The sequence below is a fragment of the Streptomyces sp. NPDC005722 genome, from assembly GCF_040630935.1.
Classification (GTDB): domain Bacteria; phylum Actinomycetota; class Actinomycetes; order Streptomycetales; family Streptomycetaceae; genus Actinacidiphila.
The window spans coordinates 71,704-90,840 of record NZ_JBEXYN010000023.1 but is presented as its reverse complement, the minus strand read 5'-3'; the positions used below and the strand labels follow the sequence as shown (position 1 = coordinate 90,840).

Genomic DNA, 19,137 nt, shown 5'->3' with positions numbered 1-19,137 from the left:
CCCCGGTCACTCTCCCCCGGTGTGCACCTGGAAGGCGGCCCGGCGGATCATCTTGGACAGCGCCGGGTCGGGGTGCGCGGCGGCGAGGGCGACCAGCACCTGGACGGTGCGGGGGTGGCCGGCGTGGCGCAGCTCCTCCAGCAGGCGGGTGACGGAGCCCTGGACGGCCGTCTCGAGGTGGCTCACCAGCAGGTGGCTCTCGCCGTGGTCGGCGACGGCCGCGGCGGTGTCGACCCAGAGCCAGGTGGACTCCTCACGGGTGAGCAGCGCGGCGACGTCCTCGGGGTCCGCCCCCTCGTGCTCGGCGAGCCACAGCAGCGCGTAGGGCCGCAGGCCGGCCTCGTCGACGACGGCGCGGACGGACGGCTCCGCGGGGCCGCCGACGACGCGCAGCGCCTCGAAGGCCAGGGCGCGCAGCAGTGCGTCGTCACCGCGGGCCACGTCCAGGAACTCGCCCACCGCCTGGGCCACCGGGCGGGCGGCCAGCCAGGCCTTGTACTCGTCGCGGGCGGCGCCGGGCGGCATCCCGATGCAGGCCTTGAGCATCTCCTCCGCGGAGTGCTCGAAGTGCCCGGCGGGGCCCTGCGCGGCCACGCAGATCTGCTCCAGCTTCACCCACACCGCCCAGCTGCCGAGCGCGGTGATGGTGACCTCGCCGGGGCGGGCCGGGTCGCGGGGCCGCAGGGCGCCGACGCGGGCGAGCGCGTCCAGCGTCCAGTCCAGCAGCGCGGGCAGCTCATCGCGGCCCCCGCCGGCCGGGGGCTCGTGGCGCTCCGCGCGTAGCTCGGCCACACGCTGCCGCAACAGGTCCAGCAGTACGGCCACGGCGACCGGACCGGAGGAGAGGTGGAGCAGGGAGAGCAGTTGCGGAGCGGCCTCGACGACCTCGGCGACGAGCGAGGGGTCGGCGTCGGCGCACTCCGGCTCGAGCGCCGCGGGGTGCGCCAGCGACCAGGCGTCGAAGAGCGCGACCCAGCCGCGCAGCACGGCGGTGTCGTCGCGGTCCCAGGCACGCAGTCGCCAGCCGGGCCGGGCGGCGCCTCCTTTGTGCAGCTCGATCAGGCCGGTCAGCCGGGCCCGGTCCCAGGCGGCGCGCACCTTCCGCTCCGTCAGGCCCAGGGCGGCGACGGCCCGCAGCACGTCGGGGTCCCGTAGTATCCCGGCGGTCCCGGGGGCGGCGGCGCCGGTCTCCGCCTCGGCCCAGCGGGCCAGCCGTACGGCGTCCGAGAGTTCGGTGCGCGCCCTGCGGGCGAGCTCGGGCAGTGCCGGGATTCCCTCCGGCGGCCGCGGCGGGCGGCTTCGCCGCGTGGTGGCGGCACGGCGCGCGGTGGCGAGTGGCCTGCGCGGGACAAGACGCAGCGGAGTGTCTCGCGGGATACGGGACGTCACGGGAGCAGTCTTGCGGGTGAGCACCCGGAAACCCAAACGAGCGTCCCCGTAGCGTGATGGACGGCGTCCGAATTGGGCTGAGACATGCGCTTTTGTCGAGACATAAGGACCAAGTAGGGAAGGCCTCAGAGGAGGGGGGTGAGGAAGCGCCGGAGGGCCTCCTCGTATGTTGAGGGGTTCGCGTTCCACATGGCCGCGTGCGAGGCGCCGCCGACGGCGTGCAGCGTGACCAGGTCCGGGCGCTCCCGGGCCAGTTGACGGGACGGACCCCACGGGGCGAGCGAGTCGTCGGGCCCGTGGAAGACGAGCGCGGGCACGTCCAGCCGTTCCGGGTGGGCGGCCTCGGCGATCCGCTCCGCGTGCAGGCCCGTGCGGCCCTCGGTGGCGCGCACGCCCAGCGGCAGCAGCACCCGGGGCGCGCCCCGCGCGGTGGCGGCGGCGCGGACCGTGTCCTGCCAGTCGAGCACCGGGGAGTCCAGGACCATCCCGGACACCAGGGCGCGCAGCGGGGAGTGGCAGGCGGCCCGGAGCGCCATCGTCGCCCCGGTCGACCAGCCGTGCAGCACCAGCCGGCGCGCGCCGTGCCGGACCGCGTAGCGCATCGCCGCGTCGAGGTCGCGCCATTCGGAGTCGCCGAGGTGGCCGATGCCGTCCCAGGAGGGGGGCGCCCCGGCGTCGTTGCGGTAGGAGAACGCCAGGACGGGCAGCCGCAGTTTGGCCAGGAACGCCATGAGGTTCATGCCGAGCTCGCGGGAGGTGCCGAGGCCGTGCGCGAGCACCACCCAGGTGTCACGGGCGCCGGGCACGAACCAGGCGGGCAGCAGGCCGAGTTCGGCGGGGATCTCGGCGTCCCGGTACTCCAGGCCGAGGGCTGAGCCCGGGGTGCCGATGTGCACCTGCGGGGTGAGCCGCACCTGGTCGCCCGGCGCGACGCCGCCGCGGTTGATGCGCACCAGACGACGGGTCACCGAGTCGGGGGCCGTGGAGAGCACCTCGCCGACGGTGACGTGCACCCCGGCGGCGATCAGGCCGTGCACACCGCGCCGGACCGTGCCGAGGGTCCGGGTGAGGGTGATGTCCCGCCCGGTCACGGCGTGGACGGTGAGCGGGTCAGGGTCGATGCCGTAGGCGGTCGGCCGCAGGGCAAGCTCGGAGACGTGCCGCCCGGCCGCCACGGCGGCCGCCCCGGCACCGAACGCTGTCGTGGCGGCGAGGGCCGCCGCGGTGGTGAGGCGCATCCCCTCCAGTGTCCGCGCGCGCACCCGGGGCGGCCAGTGGGCGGGACCGTCCGGGCTCAGTCGCGCTCGTCCTCGTGGGCCTCGCGGGGCCGCGGGACGTCGGCGCGGGCGGCCCGGTGCCCGGCGCGCTCCCCCCGGGCCTCGTGGGCGTCGTGCTCGTCCTGGACCTCGTACGCGTCGCCGGCCCCGCGGACCCCGTGCCCCTCGGGCTCCTCCGCCGCCTCGTCCCCGGGCTGGCCGTACTGGCGCAGCCGCTCGGCGACGCGGGCGAGTTCGCGCTTGGAGAGCAGCGACGGCGAGAACCCGGCCACCGAGCGGGCGGCGAGCCAGACCTGGCACATCCACTCCAGCTGGGCGGTGCGGTCGTAGGCCTGCTCGAGGTCGTCGCCGTAGACGATGGTGCCGTGGTTGCGCAGCAGGCAGCCCGTACGGTCGCGGAGCGCGCGCAGGACGTTGGCGGCCAGTTCCTCGCTGCCGTAGGTCGCGTAGTCGGCGACGCGTATCCGGCCGCCCAGTGCCGCGGCCATGTAGTGGATGGCGGGCAGTTCGTAGAGGAGCGTGGAGACGGCGGTGGCGTGCACGGCGTGGGTGTGCACGACGGCGCCCGCGTCGGTGTGGCGGTAGATCGCCAGGTGCATCGCCAGCTCGCTGGTCGGGCGCAGCGCGCCAAGCACCTGCTTGCCGTCCAGGCCGACCCCGACCGTGTCCTCCGGTCCGAGGCGGTGGTAGGGCACCCCGCTGGGGGTGACGAGCACGAGGTCGTCGCCCACCCGCACCGAGACGTTGCCGGACGTGCCGACCACGAGGCCGTCGTCGACGGAGCGGCGGGCCGTGTCCACCAGCTCCGTCCAGGCCCGCGCCACCGTGTTCCGCACCGACATCCGTGCCACCTCCGAGCGCTGATCCTGACAGGTTGGCCGTTGCCGCCCGCTCTCGGGGCACAGTAACGTCCCGGCACACCCTTACGGACCGATCACGCATACGAATTGCAGGGGCACCATGACCACCGTCAACGGCGGCATCTCCTTCTGGTACGCGAAGTCAGGGCTCCCGGTGCCGCGTGAGCCGCTGCCCGGGGACACCACGGCCGACGTGTGCATCGTCGGGGGCGGCTACACGGGGCTGTGGACCGCCTACTACCTGAAGAAGGCCGTGCCCTTCCTGCGGATCGTCGTCCTGGAGCAGCGCTTCTGCGGCTACGGCGCCTCGGGACGCAACGGCGGCTGGCTGTACAACGGCATCGCCGGCCGCGACCGCTACGCCGCGCTCCACGGCCGTGAGGCCGCCGTGGCGTTGCAGCGCGCGATGAACGGGACCGTGGACGAGGTGATCCGGGTCGCGGCCGAGGAGGGCATCGACGCGGACGTCCACAAGGGCGGGGTGCTGGAGGTCGCCCACTCCCCCGCGCAGTTGGCCCGGCTCAGGGCGTTCCACGAGACCGAGGTCGCCTTCGGCGAGAAGGACCGGGTGCTGCTGGGTGCGGCCGAGTCCGCCGCGCGGATCCGGGTCGCCGGGACGGCCGGCGGCACCTGGACGCCGCACGGGGCGCGCGTCCACCCCGTGAAGCTGGTGCAGGGGCTGGCCCGGACGGTGGAGGCGCTCGGCGTCGTCGTCCACGAGTCGACCCCGGTGACCGAGATCCGGCCGAAGCACGCGGTCACGCCGTTCGGGACCGTGCGCGCCCCCTACGTGCTGCGCTGCACGGAGGGCTTCACCGCCTCGATCAAGGGCCAGAAGCGGGCGTGGCTGCCGATGAACTCGTCGATGATCGTGACGGAGCCGCTGCCCGCGGAGGTCTGGGACACCATCGGCTGGGAGGGCCGGGAGGCGCTCGGCGACATGGCGCACGCGTACATGTACGCGCAGCGCACCGCCGACGACCGGATCGCCATCGGCGGCCGGGGGGTGCCGTACCGCTTCGGTTCGCGCACGGACAACGACGGCCGCACACAGGCGGCGACGGTGGAGGCACTGCGCGAGATCCTGGTGCGCTTCTTCCCGGCGACGGGACGGGTGGCGGTCGACCACGCCTGGTCCGGGGTGCTCGGCGTACCGCGCGACTGGTGCGCGACCGTCGAACTGGACCGCTCGACGGGCCTCGGCTGGGCGGGCGGCTACGTCGGCAGCGGCGTCGCGACGGCGAACCTCGCGGCGCGGACGCTGCGGGACCTCGTCCAGCTGGACTCCGGCCAGGCGCACGGCACGGAGCTGACGGCCCTGCCCTGGGTGCACCACCGCGTGCGCCGCTGGGAGCCCGAGCCCTTCCGGTGGATCGGGGTGCACGGGCTGTACGCGGCCTACCGCGCCGCCGACCGCCGCGAGCAGGCCGGACGCAGCGCGGAGACCGACCGGGTGGCGCGTATCGCGGACCGCATCTCGGGCCGCCACTAAGGGGATTCGGCCGGTGGGTGCGGCGCCGGTGGGTGGTGCGCCGGTTCTTCGGCTGTCGCGCCGTCTCGCGCCCTGCGGGCGCAAAGATGCCGGCTGCGGGTGGGAGGGTAGGGGCTCGGGGCTTGTTGGCAGTCTGCGGGGCGGTGCGTGGCTGGGGTTCAGGCGCCGGAGCGGGGCTGGTTGTTCGTCTGGTGCCGGTCTCGTTGCCGTCCGCGGGTGCAGATGGCCGGTGACCACGCCCACCGTTCGTGCGTGGCGCGCCCGCCGTAACCGGCGTCTGCGGGTGCTTCCCCGATCCCGACATCGGGCTCTGTTTCGACGGCTATACCGCTGAAAGCGGGCCCGATCTCCCGCCGACCGCCCGACAGCACCCCGAAATACCCGCAGACGCAGGTAACGGCGGGCGCGCCCACCACCCACGGATGGCGTGGCAACCGGCCATCTATACCCGCGGACGGCAACGAGACCTCCGCCAAGGGAGAGGCACCCCGCTCCGGCGCCTGAACGCCCGCCACCCACGCGCCCGCACACTGCCGACAAGCCCCGGACCCCCACCCTCCCCTCCGCAGCCCGCCGCTGTGCGCCCGAAGGGCGCGAGACGAACCCGCACCCACCCACCCAACCAACCACCCACCGCGTCCGACCCCTCGTGACCAGGATCTCTTCCGCCGCACCGGGAAGGCACGGCCAAAAGTTCACAGAAGCATCGATAACCGGGCGAAGCGCAACCCACCCCACACCCCCCGCACCCACCGGCACCGCCACGCCGTCCCGCGTTCACCTTCCGTTCATCCAGACTCCGTACGGTCGCCACCGCCACTGTCCGATCGAACGAATGCCTGGGTCAATGGAACACATCACGCTCCTGATCGGAATCGTGATCATTACCGCACTCGTGTTCGACTTCACGAACGGTTTCCACGACACCGCCAATGCGATGGCGACCACCATCTCCACTGGCGCACTCAAGCCCAAGACGGCGGTGGCCATGTCCGCCGTGCTCAACCTCGTCGGCGCCTTCCTCTCCGTCGAGGTGGCGAAGACGATCTCCGGCGGCATCCTCGACGAGAGCACGGGCATCAAGCCCGAGGTCATCTTCGCGGGGCTCGTCGGCGCGATCGTCTGGAACCTGCTGACCTGGCTGGCGGGCCTCCCCTCCAGCTCCTCCCACGCCCTCTTCGGCGGCCTCATCGGCGCCTCCGTCGCCTCGGCCGGATTCGGCTCGATCAACGGCGACGCGGTCGTCATGAAGGTCCTGATCCCGGCCGTCTGCGCCCCGGTGGTCGCCGGTGTCGCCGCGATGCTGGCGACCCGCCTGACCTACCGCATCGGCCGCAACACCGACCCGGCCGCCACCGCCAAGGGCTACCGGGCCGGGCAGATCGCCTCGGCCGGCCTCGTCTCGCTCGCCCACGGCACCAACGACGCGCAGAAGACCATGGGTGTCATCACCCTCGCCCTGATCGCCGGCAACGTCGTCGCCCCCGACTCCGACCCGCCGCTGTGGGTCATCGTCTCGGCCGGCCTCGCCATCGCGCTCGGCACCTTCATCGGTGGGTGGCGGATCATCCGCACCATGGGCAAGGGCATCACCGACATCCAGCCGCCGCAGGGCTTCGCCGCCCAGACCGGCGCCGCCACCGTCATCCTGGCCTCCTCGCACCTCGGCTTCTCGCTCTCCACCACGCAGGTCTGCTCCGGCTCCGTCATGGGCGCCGGCGTCGGCCGCAAGGGCGGCGTCGTCCGCTGGAGCACCGCGGGACGGATGTTCGCCGCGTGGGGGCTCACCCTGCCGGCCGCGGGCCTGGTCGCCGCCGGCGCCGCGCTCCTGGCCGACCAGGGCGACTGGGGCGTCACGGCGGTCGCCGTCCTGGCGCTGGCCGCCTGCACCACGATCTGGATCGCCTCCCGCCGCAAGCCCGTCGACCACACCAACGTCAACGCCGCCCACGACGACCAGGAGCCGGGCGTCATCACGACGGCCATCGCCGCCGTGATCCCGCCGCCCGCGGGCCTGACCGCGACCGCCGCCGACACCGACCCCGCCAAGGCCTCCGCCTGACGGCGGCGCCGCACCGGCCCCGGAAGGAACCAGCACCATGCACATCGACTGGGCTGCCCTCGGCTCCGTCTTCGGCGTCAGCCTCGCCGTGACCGTCGGACTCGTCGGCCTGTTCACCCTCGGCATCGTCGGCCTGTCCAAGCAGGGCACGGACGGCGGCGAGACGGGCACCTCCACCACGGGCGGCTCCACCGCCCTCGCCCGCACCGGCGCCTACCTGTGCTTCGCGCTCTGCGCGGCGGCGGTGGCGTACGGGATCCACCTGATCGTCGCCTGACCCGCACGTCACCGCGCACCGCGGTGTGAAGTTGACCTCAGCTCCCGGCTTTCCGGCCGTGAGCTGGGGTTTCTTCTTTTCCACAGGCAGTGGCGGTGAGTTGACGGGCCGGAGCGGCCCGTGGTGGTATCGGAACCGCCAAACGGCGGCAGGAGAGGAAGTCCGGTGCGAATCCGGCGCGGTCCCGCCACTGTCACCGGGGAGCGGACCCCCGCCCATGGCCACGGCCCGAGGAAGGGCTGGAAGGCCGGGGGTGCCGCCGATCCGGGAGCCAGGAGACTCTCGTCGCCGGTCACGTCGAACCAGGGCGCGGACCCTGAGTGAGGACTCCTGCGATGCGCGGCTCCGGCCGTTCACCCGACACCGGCGCCGCGGCGCCGTGCGTGTTCGCCGCCGGTGCGGCCCTCGGCTGGCTCGCCGACCTCGGTTTCGCCGACCCGCGGCGCGGTCACCCCGTGGCGGTGTTCGGGAGTGCCGCCGCCCGCCTGGAGCGCGCGTTGTGGCGCGACCACCGCGGCAGGGGCGCCCTCCACACCGTCCTGTGCGCGGGCGGCGCCGTGGCGGCCGCTGCGGGGCTGCAGCGTGCGGTGCGCCGTTCCGGCCCCGCGTCCGTCGCCCTGACGGCGGCTGCGACCTGGGCCGTGCTCGGCGGGACCTCCCTGGTCCGGGAGGCGCGGGCCATCGGCGCCGCCCTGTCCGCCGGTGACACGGAGGCGGCACGCGAGCGGCTGCCCCATCTGTGCGGCCGCGACCCCCAGGCGCTGGACGAGGCGCAGTTGGCGCGGGCGGTCGTGGAGTCCGTCGCGGAGAACACCTCGGACGCCGTCGTCGGCGCGCTGGTGTGGGGCGCGCTGGGCGGCGTGCCCGGGCTGGTGGGCTTCCGGGCGGTGAACACCCTCGACGCGATGGTGGGTCACAAGTCGCCGCGGCACCGGAGGTTCGGCTGGGCCGCGGCCCGGCTGGACGACGTGGCCGGCTACCCCGGCGCCCGGCTGACCGCCGCGCTCGCGGTGCTCGCCGGCCCCGACCCCTGGGGGGCGTGGCGCACCTGGCGCAGGGACGGCTCCCGGCACCCCAGCCCGAACGCGGGGCCCGTGGAGGCGTCGTTCGCGGGGGCGTTGGGCGTACGCCTCGGGGGGACGCTTGCCTATGGCGGGCGGGTGGAGCACCGGCCCGTGCTCGGGGCGGGGAACCGGCCGGTGGAGGCAGGGGACATCGAACGGGCGGCACGCCTGTCGCGGCGGGTCGGCGCGCTGGCGCTGGCGGTCGCGGTGGGCGGACGCCTGGCGTGGGGCGCGGTCGCCCGGAGTCGGAGGAGGCACGCATGAGGGGCGGGGGCCTGCTGGTCGCGGGGACCACGTCGGACGCCGGCAAGAGCGTCGTCACGGCGGGGATCTGCCGGTGGCTGGCGCGGCAGGGTGTGTCCGTGGCGCCGTTCAAGGCGCAGAACATGTCGCTGAACTCGTACGTCACCCGTGAGGGCGCCGAGATCGGCCGGGCCCAGGCGATGCAGGCGCAGGCGGCCCGCGTGGAGCCCACGGCCCTGATGAACCCGGTGCTGCTCAAGCCCGGCGGGGACCGGACGAGCCAGGTCGTCCTGCTGGGGCGCGCGGTGGGCGAGATGAGCGCGCGCGGCTACCACAACGGGAGCCGCGCGGAGCTGCTGCGGACCGTCACGGACTGCCTGGAGGAGCTGCGCGGCCGGTACGACGCGGTGATCTGCGAGGGCGCCGGCAGCCCGGCCGAGATCAACCTGCGGCGGGGCGACATCGTCAACATGGGCCTGGCGCGGGCCGCCCGGCTGCCGGTGGTGGTGGTCGGCGACATCGACCGGGGCGGGGTGTTCGCCTCGTTCTTCGGGACGACGGCGCTGCTCGCCCCCGAGGACCAGGAGCTGGTCTGCGGCTACCTGGTGAACAAGTTCCGCGGCGACGTGTCGCTGCTGGAGCCGGGGCTCGAGATGCTGCGCGGGCTGACCGGGCGCCCCTTCTACGGGGTGCTGCCCTTCCGGCACGGCCTCGGCATCGACGAGGAGGACGGGCTGCGGATGTCGCTGCGCGGCACCGTCCGGGAGTCGGCCACGGCGCCGCCGCACGGCGAGGACGTCCTGCGGGTCGCCGTGGCGGCGGTCCCGCTGATGTCGAACTTCACCGACGTGGACGCGCTCGCCGCCGAGCCCGGTGTCGTCGTCCGCTTCGTCGACCGGCCGGAGGAGCTCGCCGACGCCGACCTCGTGGTGCTGCCGGGCACCCGCGGCACCGTCAAGGCGCTCCAGTGGCTGCGGCAGCGGGGCCTGGCCGACGCGGTCGTCCGCAGGGCCGCGGAGGGCCGTCCGGTGCTGGGCGTCTGCGGCGGCTTCCAGATGCTCGCCGAGACGATCGAGGACGACGTCGAGTCGCGGGCGGGCACGGTCCCCGGGCTCGGGCTGCTGCCGGTGCGGGTCCGCTTCGCCGTGCAGAAGACCCTGGCCCGCCCCGCCGGCAAGGCGTACGGCGAGCCGGTCGAGGGGTACGAGATCCACCACGGCGTCGCCGACGTCCGCGGCGGCGACGAGCCCTTCCTCGACGGCTGCCGCAGCGGCGCCGTCTGGGGCACCCACTGGCACGGCTCGCTGGAGAGCGACGGCTTCCGCCGTGCCTTCCTGCGGCGCGTCGCCCGGGCGGCGGGGCGGCGTTTCGTCCCCGCCCCCGACACCGCCTTCGGCGCGCTCCGCGAGGAGCAACTGGACCGGCTGGGCGATCTGGTCGAGGAGCACGCCGACACCGGCGCCCTGCTCCGCCTGATCGAGCAGGGGCCCCCTGCCGGCCTGCCCTTCGTGCCCCCGGGGGCACCGTGAACACCCCGTCGCGGCCCGCGCGCCGGGCCCTCCGCGACGACCGCCGCAACCGCAACGACCGCTCGACCCAGGAGGACGCGTGAGCACCCCTTATCCCTTCACGGCGATCGTCGGGATGGCGGACCTGCGGCTGGCGCTGCTGCTGAACGCGGTCAGCCCGGCGGTGGGCGGTGTGCTGGTCCGCGGCGAGAAGGGCACCGCCAAGTCGACCGCCGTACGGGCGCTGTCGGCCCTGCTGCCGCCCGTGGACGTCGTGCCCGGCTGCCGCTTCGGCTGCGACCCGGCGGCTCCCGACCCGGCGTGCCCGGACGGGCCGCACGGACCGGACGCCGGCGCCGAGAGCCGCCCGGCGCGCATGGTGGAGCTGCCGGTCGGCGCGTCCGAGGACCGGCTCGTCGGCGCCCTCGACATCGAACGGGCCCTGGCGGAGGGCGTGAAGGCCTTCGAACCGGGTCTGCTGGCCGACGCGCACCGCGGCGTGCTGTACGTGGACGAGGTCAACCTGCTCCACGACCACCTGGTGGACCTGCTGCTGGACGCGGCCGCCATGGGCGCCTCCTACGTCGAGCGGGAGGGCGTCTCGGTGCGCCACGCCGCGCGCTTCCTGCTCGTCGGCACGATGAACCCCGAGGAGGGCGAGCTGCGGCCGCAGTTGCTGGACCGCTTCGGCCTCACCGTGGAGGTCGCGGCCTCCCGGGACACCGACGAGCGGGTGGCGGTCGTCCGGCGGCGTCTGGCCTACGACGCGGACCCGGCGGGGTTCGCCGACGCCTGGCAGGACGAGGAGCGGGAGGTGCGGAAGCGGATCGCCGCGGCCCGCGCGCTGCTCCCGTCGGTGCGGCTCGGCGACGGGGCGCTCCGGCAGATCGCCGCGACCTGCGCGGCCTTCGAGGTGGACGGGATGCGCGCGGACATCGTCATGGCGCGCACGGCGACCGCGCTGGCGGCCTGGGCCGGGCGTACCGAGGTGACCGACGCCGACGTACGGCAGGCCGCGCTGCTCGCGCTGCCGCACCGCCGCCGCCGCAACCCCTTCGACGCACCGGGCCTGGACGAGGACAAGCTCGACGAGACCCTGGAGCGCAACCGCGGCGAGGACGACGACCCCGACCCCGACCCCGATCCGGGCCCGGACGGCGGCCCCGGCGGGGGCCGTCCGCCGCAGGGTGACGACGGCGCCCCGGACACCGGGACCGACATCGCGCCGCCCAGGGAGCCGGCCGAGTCGGAGCCGCGGGCGGAGGGCGCGGACGCCGTTCCGGGCGGCGGGGAGCGCGCCGCGGTGCCCGCGGCGGAGCCGTTCAAGGCCCGTGCACTGACCGTGCCCGGCCTCGGCGAGGGCGCCGCCGGCCGCCGTTCCCGGGCCCGTACCGCGCACGGCAGGACGACCGGCGCCCGGCGCCCCCGCGGCACCCTGTCCAAGCTGCACCTGGCCGCCACCGTGCACGCGGCCGCCCCGCACCAGCGTGCGCGCGGGCGCGGCGGACCGGGCCTGGTGATCCGCCGGGACGACCTGCGCGAGGCGGTACGGGAGGGCCGCGAGGGGAACCTGGTGCTCTTCGTCGTCGACGCCTCCGGGTCGATGGCCGCCCGGCAGCGCATGAGCGCGGTCAAGGGCGCGGTGCTGTCGCTGCTGCTCGACGCCTACCAGCGGCGCGACAAGGTCGGCCTGATCACCTTCCGCGGCGCGACGGCGGAACTGGCGCTGCCGCCGACCTCGTCGGTCGACGCGGGCGCGGCGCGCCTGGAGAAGCTGCCCACCGGCGGCCGCACCCCGCTGGCCGCGGGGCTGCTGAAGGCGCACGACGTGCTGCGCGTGGAGCGGCTGCGGGACGCCTCGCGCCGCCCGCTGCTGGTCGTGGTCACCGACGGGCGGGCGACCGGCGGGCCCGAGCCGGTGCGCACGGCCGCGCGCGCGGCACGGCTGCTGGCGGCCGGGGGCACCGCCTCGGTCGTCGTCGACTGCGAGTCCGGCCCGGTGCGGCTGGGGCTCGCGGGCGAGCTGGCACGCGAACTGCACGGCACCGCCGTGACGTTGGACGAGCTGCGCGCGGACAGCGTCGCGGCACTGGTACGGGATGTACGGAGGGCCGCGTAATGCCACAGGGACAGCCGAGCGTCGTGCCGCAGGACGGCCTCACGACGCGTCAGCGTCGCAACCGGCCGCTGGTGATGGTGCACACCGGCACCGGCAAGGGGAAGTCCACCGCCGCCTTCGGGCTGGCGCTGCGGGCCTGGAACCAGGGCTGGCCGGTCGGGGTGTTCCAGTTCGTCAAGTCGGCGAAGTGGAAGGTCGGTGAGGAGCGGGCGCTGCGCGTGCTCGGTGCCTCCGGCGAGGGCGGCACCGTCGCCTGGCACAAGATGGGCGAGGGCTGGTCCTGGGTGCAGCGGGACATCTCCGAGAGCGAGGACGCGGCGCGCGAGGGCTGGGAGCAGGTCAAGCGGGACCTGGCCGCCGAGACCTACCGGCTGTACGTGCTCGACGAGTTCGCCTACCCCCTGCACTGGGGGTGGATCGACACCGACGAGGTGGTCTCGGTGCTCCGCGACCGTCCCGGCACCCAGCACGTCGTCATCACGGGCCGCAACGCCCCGCAGCCGCTGCTGGACTTCGCGGACCTGGTCACCGAGATGGGCAAGGTCAAGCACCCGATGGACGCCGGCCAGAAGGGCCAGAAGGGCATCGAGTGGTAGCCAGACTCGTCGTCGCGGCCCCCGCCTCGGGGAGCGGCAAGACCACCGTCGCCACGGGGCTGATGGCCGCCTTCGCGGAGGCGGGGCTCGCGGTGTCCCCGCACAAGGTGGGGCCCGACTACATCGACCCCGGCTACCACGCCCTGGCCACCGGCCGTCCGGGCCGCAACCTGGACGCGTACATGTGCGGCCCGGAGCGGATCGCGCCGCTGTTCCTGCACGGGGCGCGCGGCGCCGATCTCGCGGTCGTCGAGGGCGTGATGGGGCTCTTCGACGGCGCCTCGGGGATGGGCGAGCTGGCCTCCACCGCGCACGTGGCGAAGCTGCTGCGGGCGCCGGTGGTGCTGGTGGTGGACGCCTCCTCGCAGTCCCGTTCGGTGGCCGCGCTGGTGCACGGCTTCGCCTCCTGGGACCCGGAGGTACGGGTCGCCGGCGTCATCCTCAACAAGGTCGGCTCCGACCGCCACGAGGAGCTGCTGCGCGACGCCCTGGACGGCGCGGGCGTGCCCGTGCTGGGTGCGCTGCGACGTGACACGGCGGTCGGCACGCCCTCCCGGCACCTGGGTCTCGTCCCGGTCGCGGAGCGGCGCGCGGACGCCGTCGACGCCGTACGGGCGCTGGCCGCCCGGGTGCGGGCGGGCTGCGACCTGGACGCGCTGCTGGCGCTGGCGCGCAGCGCCCCGCCGCTCGCGGACGGGCCCTGGGACCCGCAGACCGCGGCCGGCCCCGTAGAACCGGGCGCCGCACGGCCCAGGGTCGCCGTGGCGGGCGGCGCGGCGTTCACCTTCTCGTACACGGAGCACGTGGAACTGCTGACCGCGGCGGGGGCGGAGGTCGTCACCTTCGACCCGCTGCGCGACGAGCGGCTGCCGGACGGGGCGGCGGGGCTGGTCATCGGGGGCGGCTTCCCCGAGATGTACGCCCACGAGCTGTCCGCCAACGAGCCGCTGCGCACGGCCGTCGCCGCCTTCTCCGGGCCCGTGACCGCGGAGTGCGCGGGCCTGCTCTACCTCGGGCGGGAACTGGACGGGCGGCCCATGTGCGGGGTGCTGGACACCACGGCCCGTATGTCGGACCGGCTCATGCTGGGCTACCGCGAGGCGGTCGCGATCGCCGACAACGCGCTGGCGGCCGCCGGGACCCGGGTGCGTGGCCACGAGTTCCACCGCACCGTCGTGGAACCCACCGCCGGGGCCACGCCCGCGTGGGGTCTGGTCCGGCCGGAACGGCGCGCGGAGGGCTTCGTGCGGGGCGGCGTCCACGCCTCGTACCTGCACGTGCACTGGGCCGCCGAGCCGTCCCTGGCGCGGCGGTTCGTCGCCTCCTGCGCGGCCGGGGCGGGCGCACCCTCGTGAGCGTCCCCGGGGGCGTCGTCGTCGGCGTCGGGGCGGGACGCGGTGTCGCGGCGGCCGAAGTGCTCGCGCTCGTACGGTCCGTGCTCGCCGAGGCCGGCATGCCGGAGGCGTCCGTCACGGCGCTGGCGACCGTCGCCGGCAAGGCCGGTGAGCCGGGCCTCGTCGAGGCGGCGGAGCGGCTGGGCGTGCCCTTGGTGACGTACGACGCACGTACGCTGGCCGCGGTCGCCGTGCCCACCCCCTCGGGCGCCGCGCTGGCCGCGGTCGGCACGCCCTCGGTGGCGGAGGCCGCGGCGCTGACGGCGGCGCCCGGCGGCGAACTGCTGGTACGGAAGAGGAAGTCCGCCCCCGGGGACGGTGGTGCGGCGAGGGCGACCGCCGCGGTGGCGCGGCGGCGTACGCCCGGGCACGGCACGCACGGCACGCACGGCACGACGGAGGAGACGGCACCGTGATCAACCCCCCGCCCGCGGACGTGCTGGAGCGGCGCGTCGACGCCGCGCTCGGCGGCGGCCGCCGTACGCCGCTGGACCGGGCGGCGACCATGGTGCTGCTGGTCGGCGCCGGCTCCCCCGAGGCCGCGGACAACGCCGAAGTGGCCCGTACCGCACGGCTGCTGTGGGAGGGCCGGGGCTACGCGGGCGTGGAGACCGCCTTCCTGACGACGGCCGCGCCGGACGTCCCCGCGGGCCTGGAACGCTGCGCACGGCTCGGCGCCCGGCGGATCGTCGTGCTGACCTGCTTCGCCGCCGACGCCGCCTCGGAGGCGCGGGTCGGGCAGCAGACGGAGGGCTGGGCCGAGGCGCGCCCCGAGGTCGACGTACGGCACGCACCGCCCGGCGACGGGGCCGTACGACGGGAACCCGGCGGGGGCGACGTCGACGGCGGCCACGACCTGCGGCACCACGGCGACGCGGAGGTCCGCGACGGCGGCGGGGACCTGACCGACCTGGCCGTCAACGTGCGCGCCGGGACGCCCCCGCGGTGGCTCAAGGAACGCCTGGCGGCCACCCTCGACGGGCTGGCCGCCTACCCCGACGACCGCGCCGCGCACCGGGCGGTCGCCGCCCGGCACGGCCGCCCGGTGGAGGAGGTGCTGCTCACGGCCGGTGCTGCGGAGGCGTTCGTCCTGCTGGCCCGTACCACCGGTGCCCGCCACGCGGTCGTCGTGCACCCGCAGTTCACGGAACCCGAAGCGGCGCTGCGCGACGCGGGGCACCCCGTCCACCGCGTCGTGCTGCGGGCGGAGGACGGCTTCCGGCTCGACCCGTGGGCGGTGCCCGAGGCGGCCGACCTGGTCGTCGTCGGCAATCCGACCAACCCCACCTCCGTACTGCACCCCGCCGCGGACCTGGCCCGACTGGCCCGGCCGGGCCGCACCCTCGTCGTCGACGAGGCCTTCATGGACGCGGTGCCCGGCGAGCCGGAGAGCCTCGCCGCCCGCCGCGACCTGCCCGGCCTGGTGGTGCTGCGCAGCCTCACCAAGACCTGGGGCCTGGCGGGCCTGCGCGTCGGCTACGTCCTCGGCGACCGCGAGTGCGTGGCGGCGCTGCGCCGCGCCCAGCCCCTGTGGGCGGTCTCCGCGCCCGGTCTCACCGCCGCCGAGGCCTGCAGCGCCCCCGCGGCCCTCGCGGAGGCGGCGGAGGCGGCCCGCCGGACCACCGCCGACCGGGCCCACCTGCTGCGCCGGCTCGCCGAGTTCGACGACGTCCAGGTCGCCGGCCCCGCGCACGGCCCCTTCGTCCTCCTGCGCCTCCCGGCCGCGGCCGCCGTCCGCGAGCGCCTGCGCGACCTCGGCTTCGCCGTCCGCCGCGCCGACACCTTCCCCGGCCTCTCCCCGGACTGGCTCCGCATCGCCGTCCGCGACCCCGCCACGACCGACCGCTTCGCGACCGCCCTCTCGAAGACCCTCGCCACCTGACACCGCACGGGCCGGACGGCCCGTCGCGCCGGGCTCAGCCCTTGACGCCCAGCGCCTGGATGTCGATGCCGCCCAGGGCCGGGTGGACGTAGGCGTTGGTCAGGCGGTCGGAGCGGTAGTTGAGGCGGCGGTCGTAGAGGAAGGGCAGGAGCGTGCCGCGGTCCTGGGCGGTGGAGTCGACGGTGCGCCAGAGGTTGTCGGCGGCGTTGCGGTTGGTCTCGGAGTCGGCCTCGTCCATCAGGGAGTTGATCTCCCGGTCGTCCAGCCCCGCGTAGTTGCTGGGGCTGCGCGGCAGCAGCAGCGGGCGCAGGAATCCGGCCGGGGAGGGCCAGTCGGACTGCCAGGTGGTCAGGACGATGCCCCAGCCCTTGTCCTTGATCTGCTGCTGGTCGGTGAGGGCGGCGTAGAAGTCGGCGGCGTCGGGCGTCTGCACGGTCGCCTTGATGCCCACCTCGGCGAGCTGGCCGGCCAGGGACTGCGCCACCTTGCGGGCGTTCGGGTCGCTGCCGGAGACGGCGACGACCGTGCTGAACCCCTTGGCGTGGCCGCATTCGCCGAGGAAGCGCCGGGCCTGTTCGGGGTAGGAGCCGCCGCTCACCGTGCCGTAGGTGTCCAGGTGCCGGTCGTGGCCGCCGATGGTCGGCGGGAGCATGCCGCCGGCGACGTCGCCCGCGTCCTCGCCGCCGATCGCGGCGCGCAGCAGGCTGCGGTCGGTGGCGTACTGGACGGCCCAGCGGCAGCGGTAGTCGTCGAGGGGTGCGACGGCGGTCTGCAGGGAGAAGTAGCGGACGGCGCCGGTCTGGACGAGGTCCGTACGGGACCTGAGCGTGTCGTCGGCGAGGACCCGGGTCCGGGTGGCCGGCTGGACGCCGGTCTGGGCGAGGTCGAGGTCGGCGGTGCCGTTCATCAGGGCGGTGTCCACGGCGGCGGCGTCCGTGGCGACGGTGAGCTCCACCTCGTCGGGCAGCGCGGTGCGTATCGCGTCGGTCGCCGGGTCCCACCGGTCGTTGCGCACCAGGCGCAGCCCGTTCGCGGTGTCCCAGGAGGCGATGCGGTAGGGGCCGCTGGCGACGGGCCGGTCCTGGTAGCGCTCCTTGCTGTCCTTCGCCTTCGGGACGGGTGAGGACATGGGCAGTGCCAGGACGTGGGGGAAGTCCGCGAAGGGCGCGTCGAGGTGGAAGACGACGGTGCGGTCGTCGGGGGTCTCGACGCTCTTCAGGCCGAGCCCGTCGGGGTCGGTGTCCTTGTACGGGCCGGGGTAGTCCTGCCCCTGGTCGAGCAGGTCGAGCAGGTGGGTGGGGCCGCCGGGGTAGAGGTCCCTGGCGAAGGTGCGCTCGATGCCGTACTTGACGTCCCGGGAGGTGATCGGCGTGCCGTCCTCGAAGGTGACGCCCTCCTTGAGGGTGTACGTGTAGGTGCGGCCGCCGTCGGAGATCTCGCCGGTGCTGGTCGCGAGGTCGGGGGCGAGACGGGTGCCCGCGGCGCCGGGCTGCGGGGCGAAGTCGACGAGTTTGCGCAGGTAGAGGCGGCCCAGGTTCCACACGATCGGGGAGTAGGTGCGGGCCGGGTCGAGGGAGTCGGGGTTGTAGGCGGTGATGAGCCTGAGGGTGCCGCCCTTGGCGGCGGACGGGTTGACGGCGCCGGTGAGGGCGCCGTTGTAGCCACCGGCGGGCCTGCGGGCGGCGATCAGGTCCTGCGCGGTGCGGTCGACCGGCTTCTCCGGGTCGTCGCCGAAGGGGTCCACGAGGACCGTCACGGTGACCAGGAGGGCCACGACGGCCGCGGTCACCGCGGCCACCACGCCCCGGCGGCTCCGCCGGGGCGCCGGGACGGGGGTGTCCCAGGCGGGCCGGGTGGGGTAGGACGGCGGGCCGAACGAGGGCGGGTTGTACGCCGGGTGGGGCAGCGCGGGCGGCCGGCTCGGCGGCGGGGGCAGGGTGGGCGGGCCCGCGGGCGGGGTCCGCGAGGCCAGCCAGCCGTTCAGCGCGCCGCGCATCTCCGCGGCGCCGCGCGGACGCAGCGCCGGGTTCTTCGACAGGGCGGACAGCACGATCGAGTCGAGTTCCGGCGGCACCAGCGCGTTGCGTGCGGAGGGCGGGGCCGGCGTCTGGTGGACGTGGGCGTACATCACCGACAGCGGGGTGGCCCCGGCGAAGGGCACGGTGCCGGTGAGGAGTTCGGTGAGCATGCAGGCGACCGCGTACAGGTCGCTGCGGGCGTCGACGGCGTCGCCGGCGCACTGCTCGGGGGCCATGTAGCCCGGGGTGCCGATGGCGGAGCCGGTGCCGGTGATGCGGGACAGCGAGTGGACGACCCGGGCGATGCCGAAGTCGGCGACCTTGACCGCGCCCCCGGCGGTGATCAGGACGTTGGAGGGCTTCACGTCGCGGTGGACGAGGCCGCGGGCGTGGGCGTGGGCGAGCGCGTCCAGGATGTCGCAGGTGATGCGGACGGCCCGCTCGATCTCCATCGGAGCCTGTTCGCGGGCGAGTTCGGCGAGGGTGCGGCCCTCTATGTGCTCCATCACCAGGTACGGCACGACCGCGTCGTCCGTCGTCACCTCGTCCTGGTCGTGGACGGTGACGATGCCGGGGTGGTTGAGCCCGGCCGCCGCACGCGCCTCGCGGGCGAAGCGGCGCCGCGCCTCGGGGTCGCGGGCGAGCTCCGGCAGGAGGGTCTTGACGGCCACGGTCCGGCCGAGCCGGGTGTCGTAGGCGAGATGGACGCGGGCCATGCCGCCGGAGCCGAGCAGCGCCCGCAACTCGTACCGTCCCCCGAACATGCGACCCCCCGGCCCCGTCCGCGACGGGCGCGCGAACACTCCCAACAGGGTAGTGGAATTTGCCCTTTTCGGACGGCCGCGGGCGTCGGGAGGGACGTACGGCGGTGACGGACGAGCGCGTGGAGGGCGGCTCCGGACACTCCGCCGCCCTCCACGTCCCCCCTCACCCCTGGTCCGCCCCCTGGGGTCACC

At 75.4% G+C, this 19,137-nt stretch carries 12 protein-coding genes, 2 pseudogenes and 1 riboswitch; of the genes and pseudogenes, 10 read left to right on the top strand and 4 right to left on the bottom strand.

Annotated features, from left to right (window positions below; translation table 11 throughout):
* Positions 1–6: 6 nt before the first annotated feature.
* The 3 genes and pseudogenes from ABZ479_RS25020 to ABZ479_RS25010 form a co-directional block, all read right to left on the bottom strand.
* Positions 7–1,389: a hypothetical protein gene (locus tag ABZ479_RS25020; RefSeq protein WP_499606208.1), complete on the bottom strand. Its 1,383-nt coding sequence runs from the start codon at positions 1,387–1,389 to the stop codon at positions 7–9.
* Positions 1,390–1,514: 125 nt separating this feature from the next.
* Positions 1,515–2,627: an alpha/beta hydrolase gene (locus ABZ479_RS25015; protein ID WP_500463635.1), complete on the bottom strand. Its 1,113-nt coding sequence runs from the start codon at positions 2,625–2,627 to the stop codon at positions 1,515–1,517.
* 230 nt (positions 2,628–2,857) lie between these two features.
* Positions 2,858–3,508: pseudogene (locus tag ABZ479_RS25010) on the bottom strand (class II aldolase/adducin family protein); the annotation flags it as partial.
* A 118-nt stretch (positions 3,509–3,626) separates the two neighbouring features.
* Between ABZ479_RS25010 and ABZ479_RS25005 the strand changes: the two are divergent.
* The 10 genes and pseudogenes from ABZ479_RS25005 (at position 3,627) to cobC (ending at position 16,163) form a co-directional block, all read left to right on the top strand.
* Entirely contained in the window at positions 3,627–5,018 is a 1,392-nt protein-coding gene (locus ABZ479_RS25005) for an NAD(P)/FAD-dependent oxidoreductase (protein WP_499606206.1), read from the top strand.
* Between the two features lie 847 nt (positions 5,019–5,865).
* Positions 5,866–7,080 (top strand): inorganic phosphate transporter, encoded by a 1,215-nt coding sequence (locus ABZ479_RS25000; RefSeq protein WP_500463634.1) that lies wholly within the window; start codon positions 5,866–5,868, stop codon positions 7,078–7,080.
* Positions 7,081–7,117: 37 nt separating this feature from the next.
* Complete coding sequence (locus ABZ479_RS24995) at positions 7,118–7,357, top strand: hypothetical protein (protein ID WP_500463633.1); 240 nt, start codon at positions 7,118–7,120, stop codon at positions 7,355–7,357.
* A gap of 155 nt (positions 7,358–7,512) precedes the next feature.
* Positions 7,513–7,638, top strand: a riboswitch (cobalamin riboswitch).
* A 54-nt stretch (positions 7,639–7,692) separates the two neighbouring features.
* A complete protein-coding gene (locus ABZ479_RS24990) occupies positions 7,693–8,685 on the top strand; it encodes a cobalamin biosynthesis protein (protein ID WP_500463632.1) in 993 nt (330 codons plus the stop codon).
* Complete coding sequence (locus ABZ479_RS24985) at positions 8,682–10,193, top strand: cobyric acid synthase (RefSeq protein WP_500463631.1); 1,512 nt, start codon at positions 8,682–8,684, stop codon at positions 10,191–10,193. Before ABZ479_RS24990 ends, ABZ479_RS24985 begins: the two co-directional genes overlap by 4 nt.
* 79 nt (positions 10,194–10,272) lie before the next feature.
* Entirely contained in the window at positions 10,273–12,291 is a 2,019-nt protein-coding gene (locus ABZ479_RS24980) for a putative cobaltochelatase (protein ID WP_500463630.1), read from the top strand.
* The gene (gene cobO, locus ABZ479_RS24975) at positions 12,291–12,887 is read left to right on the top strand and encodes a cob(I)yrinic acid a,c-diamide adenosyltransferase (protein WP_499511157.1); all 597 of its coding nucleotides are present in this window, start codon (positions 12,291–12,293) and stop codon (positions 12,885–12,887) included. The genes ABZ479_RS24980 and cobO overlap by 1 nt, the downstream gene beginning before the upstream one ends.
* Positions 12,881–14,242, top strand: coding sequence for a cobyrinic acid a,c-diamide synthase CobB (locus ABZ479_RS24970; protein ID WP_500463629.1), 1,362 nt, complete (start codon positions 12,881–12,883; stop codon positions 14,240–14,242). Before cobO ends, ABZ479_RS24970 begins: the two co-directional genes overlap by 7 nt.
* Positions 14,170–14,649, top strand: a pseudogene (locus ABZ479_RS24965) (cobalamin biosynthesis protein); the annotation flags it as partial. The gene ABZ479_RS24970 and the pseudogene ABZ479_RS24965, both read left to right, overlap by 73 nt.
* A 137-nt stretch (positions 14,650–14,786) precedes the next feature.
* Entirely contained in the window at positions 14,787–16,163 is a 1,377-nt protein-coding gene (gene cobC, locus ABZ479_RS24960) for an Rv2231c family histidinol phosphate aminotransferase CobC (protein WP_500463680.1), read from the top strand.
* Between the two features lie 34 nt (positions 16,164–16,197).
* Here cobC and ABZ479_RS24955 read toward each other — a convergent pair whose 3' ends face one another.
* Positions 16,198–18,945 (bottom strand): ABC transporter substrate-binding protein, encoded by a 2,748-nt coding sequence (locus ABZ479_RS24955; protein ID WP_500463628.1) that lies wholly within the window; start codon positions 18,943–18,945, stop codon positions 16,198–16,200.
* Between the last annotated feature and the right edge of the window lie 192 nt (positions 18,946–19,137).

Excerpts from the sequence above, each read along its gene's own strand:
- ABZ479_RS24985 (WP_500463631.1), top strand. The coding sequence starts at position 8,682 with ATGAGGGGCGGGGGCCTGCTGGTCGCGGGGACCACGTCGGACGCCGGC.
- ABZ479_RS24955 (WP_500463628.1), bottom strand. The coding sequence starts at position 18,945 with ATGTTCGGGGGACGGTACGAGTTGCGGGCGCTGCTCGGCTCCGGCGGC.
- cobC (WP_500463680.1), top strand. The coding sequence starts at position 14,787 with ATGGTGCTGCTGGTCGGCGCCGGCTCCCCCGAGGCCGCGGACAACGCC.
- ABZ479_RS25015 (WP_500463635.1), bottom strand. The coding sequence starts at position 2,627 with ATGCGCCTCACCACCGCGGCGGCCCTCGCCGCCACGACAGCGTTCGGT.
- cobO (WP_499511157.1), top strand. The coding sequence starts at position 12,291 with ATGCCACAGGGACAGCCGAGCGTCGTGCCGCAGGACGGCCTCACGACG.
- ABZ479_RS24995 (WP_500463633.1), top strand. The coding sequence starts at position 7,118 with ATGCACATCGACTGGGCTGCCCTCGGCTCCGTCTTCGGCGTCAGCCTC.
- ABZ479_RS24990 (WP_500463632.1), top strand. The coding sequence starts at position 7,693 with ATGCGCGGCTCCGGCCGTTCACCCGACACCGGCGCCGCGGCGCCGTGC.
- ABZ479_RS25005 (WP_499606206.1), top strand. The coding sequence starts at position 3,627 with ATGACCACCGTCAACGGCGGCATCTCCTTCTGGTACGCGAAGTCAGGG.
- ABZ479_RS25000 (WP_500463634.1), top strand. The coding sequence starts at position 5,866 with ATGGAACACATCACGCTCCTGATCGGAATCGTGATCATTACCGCACTC.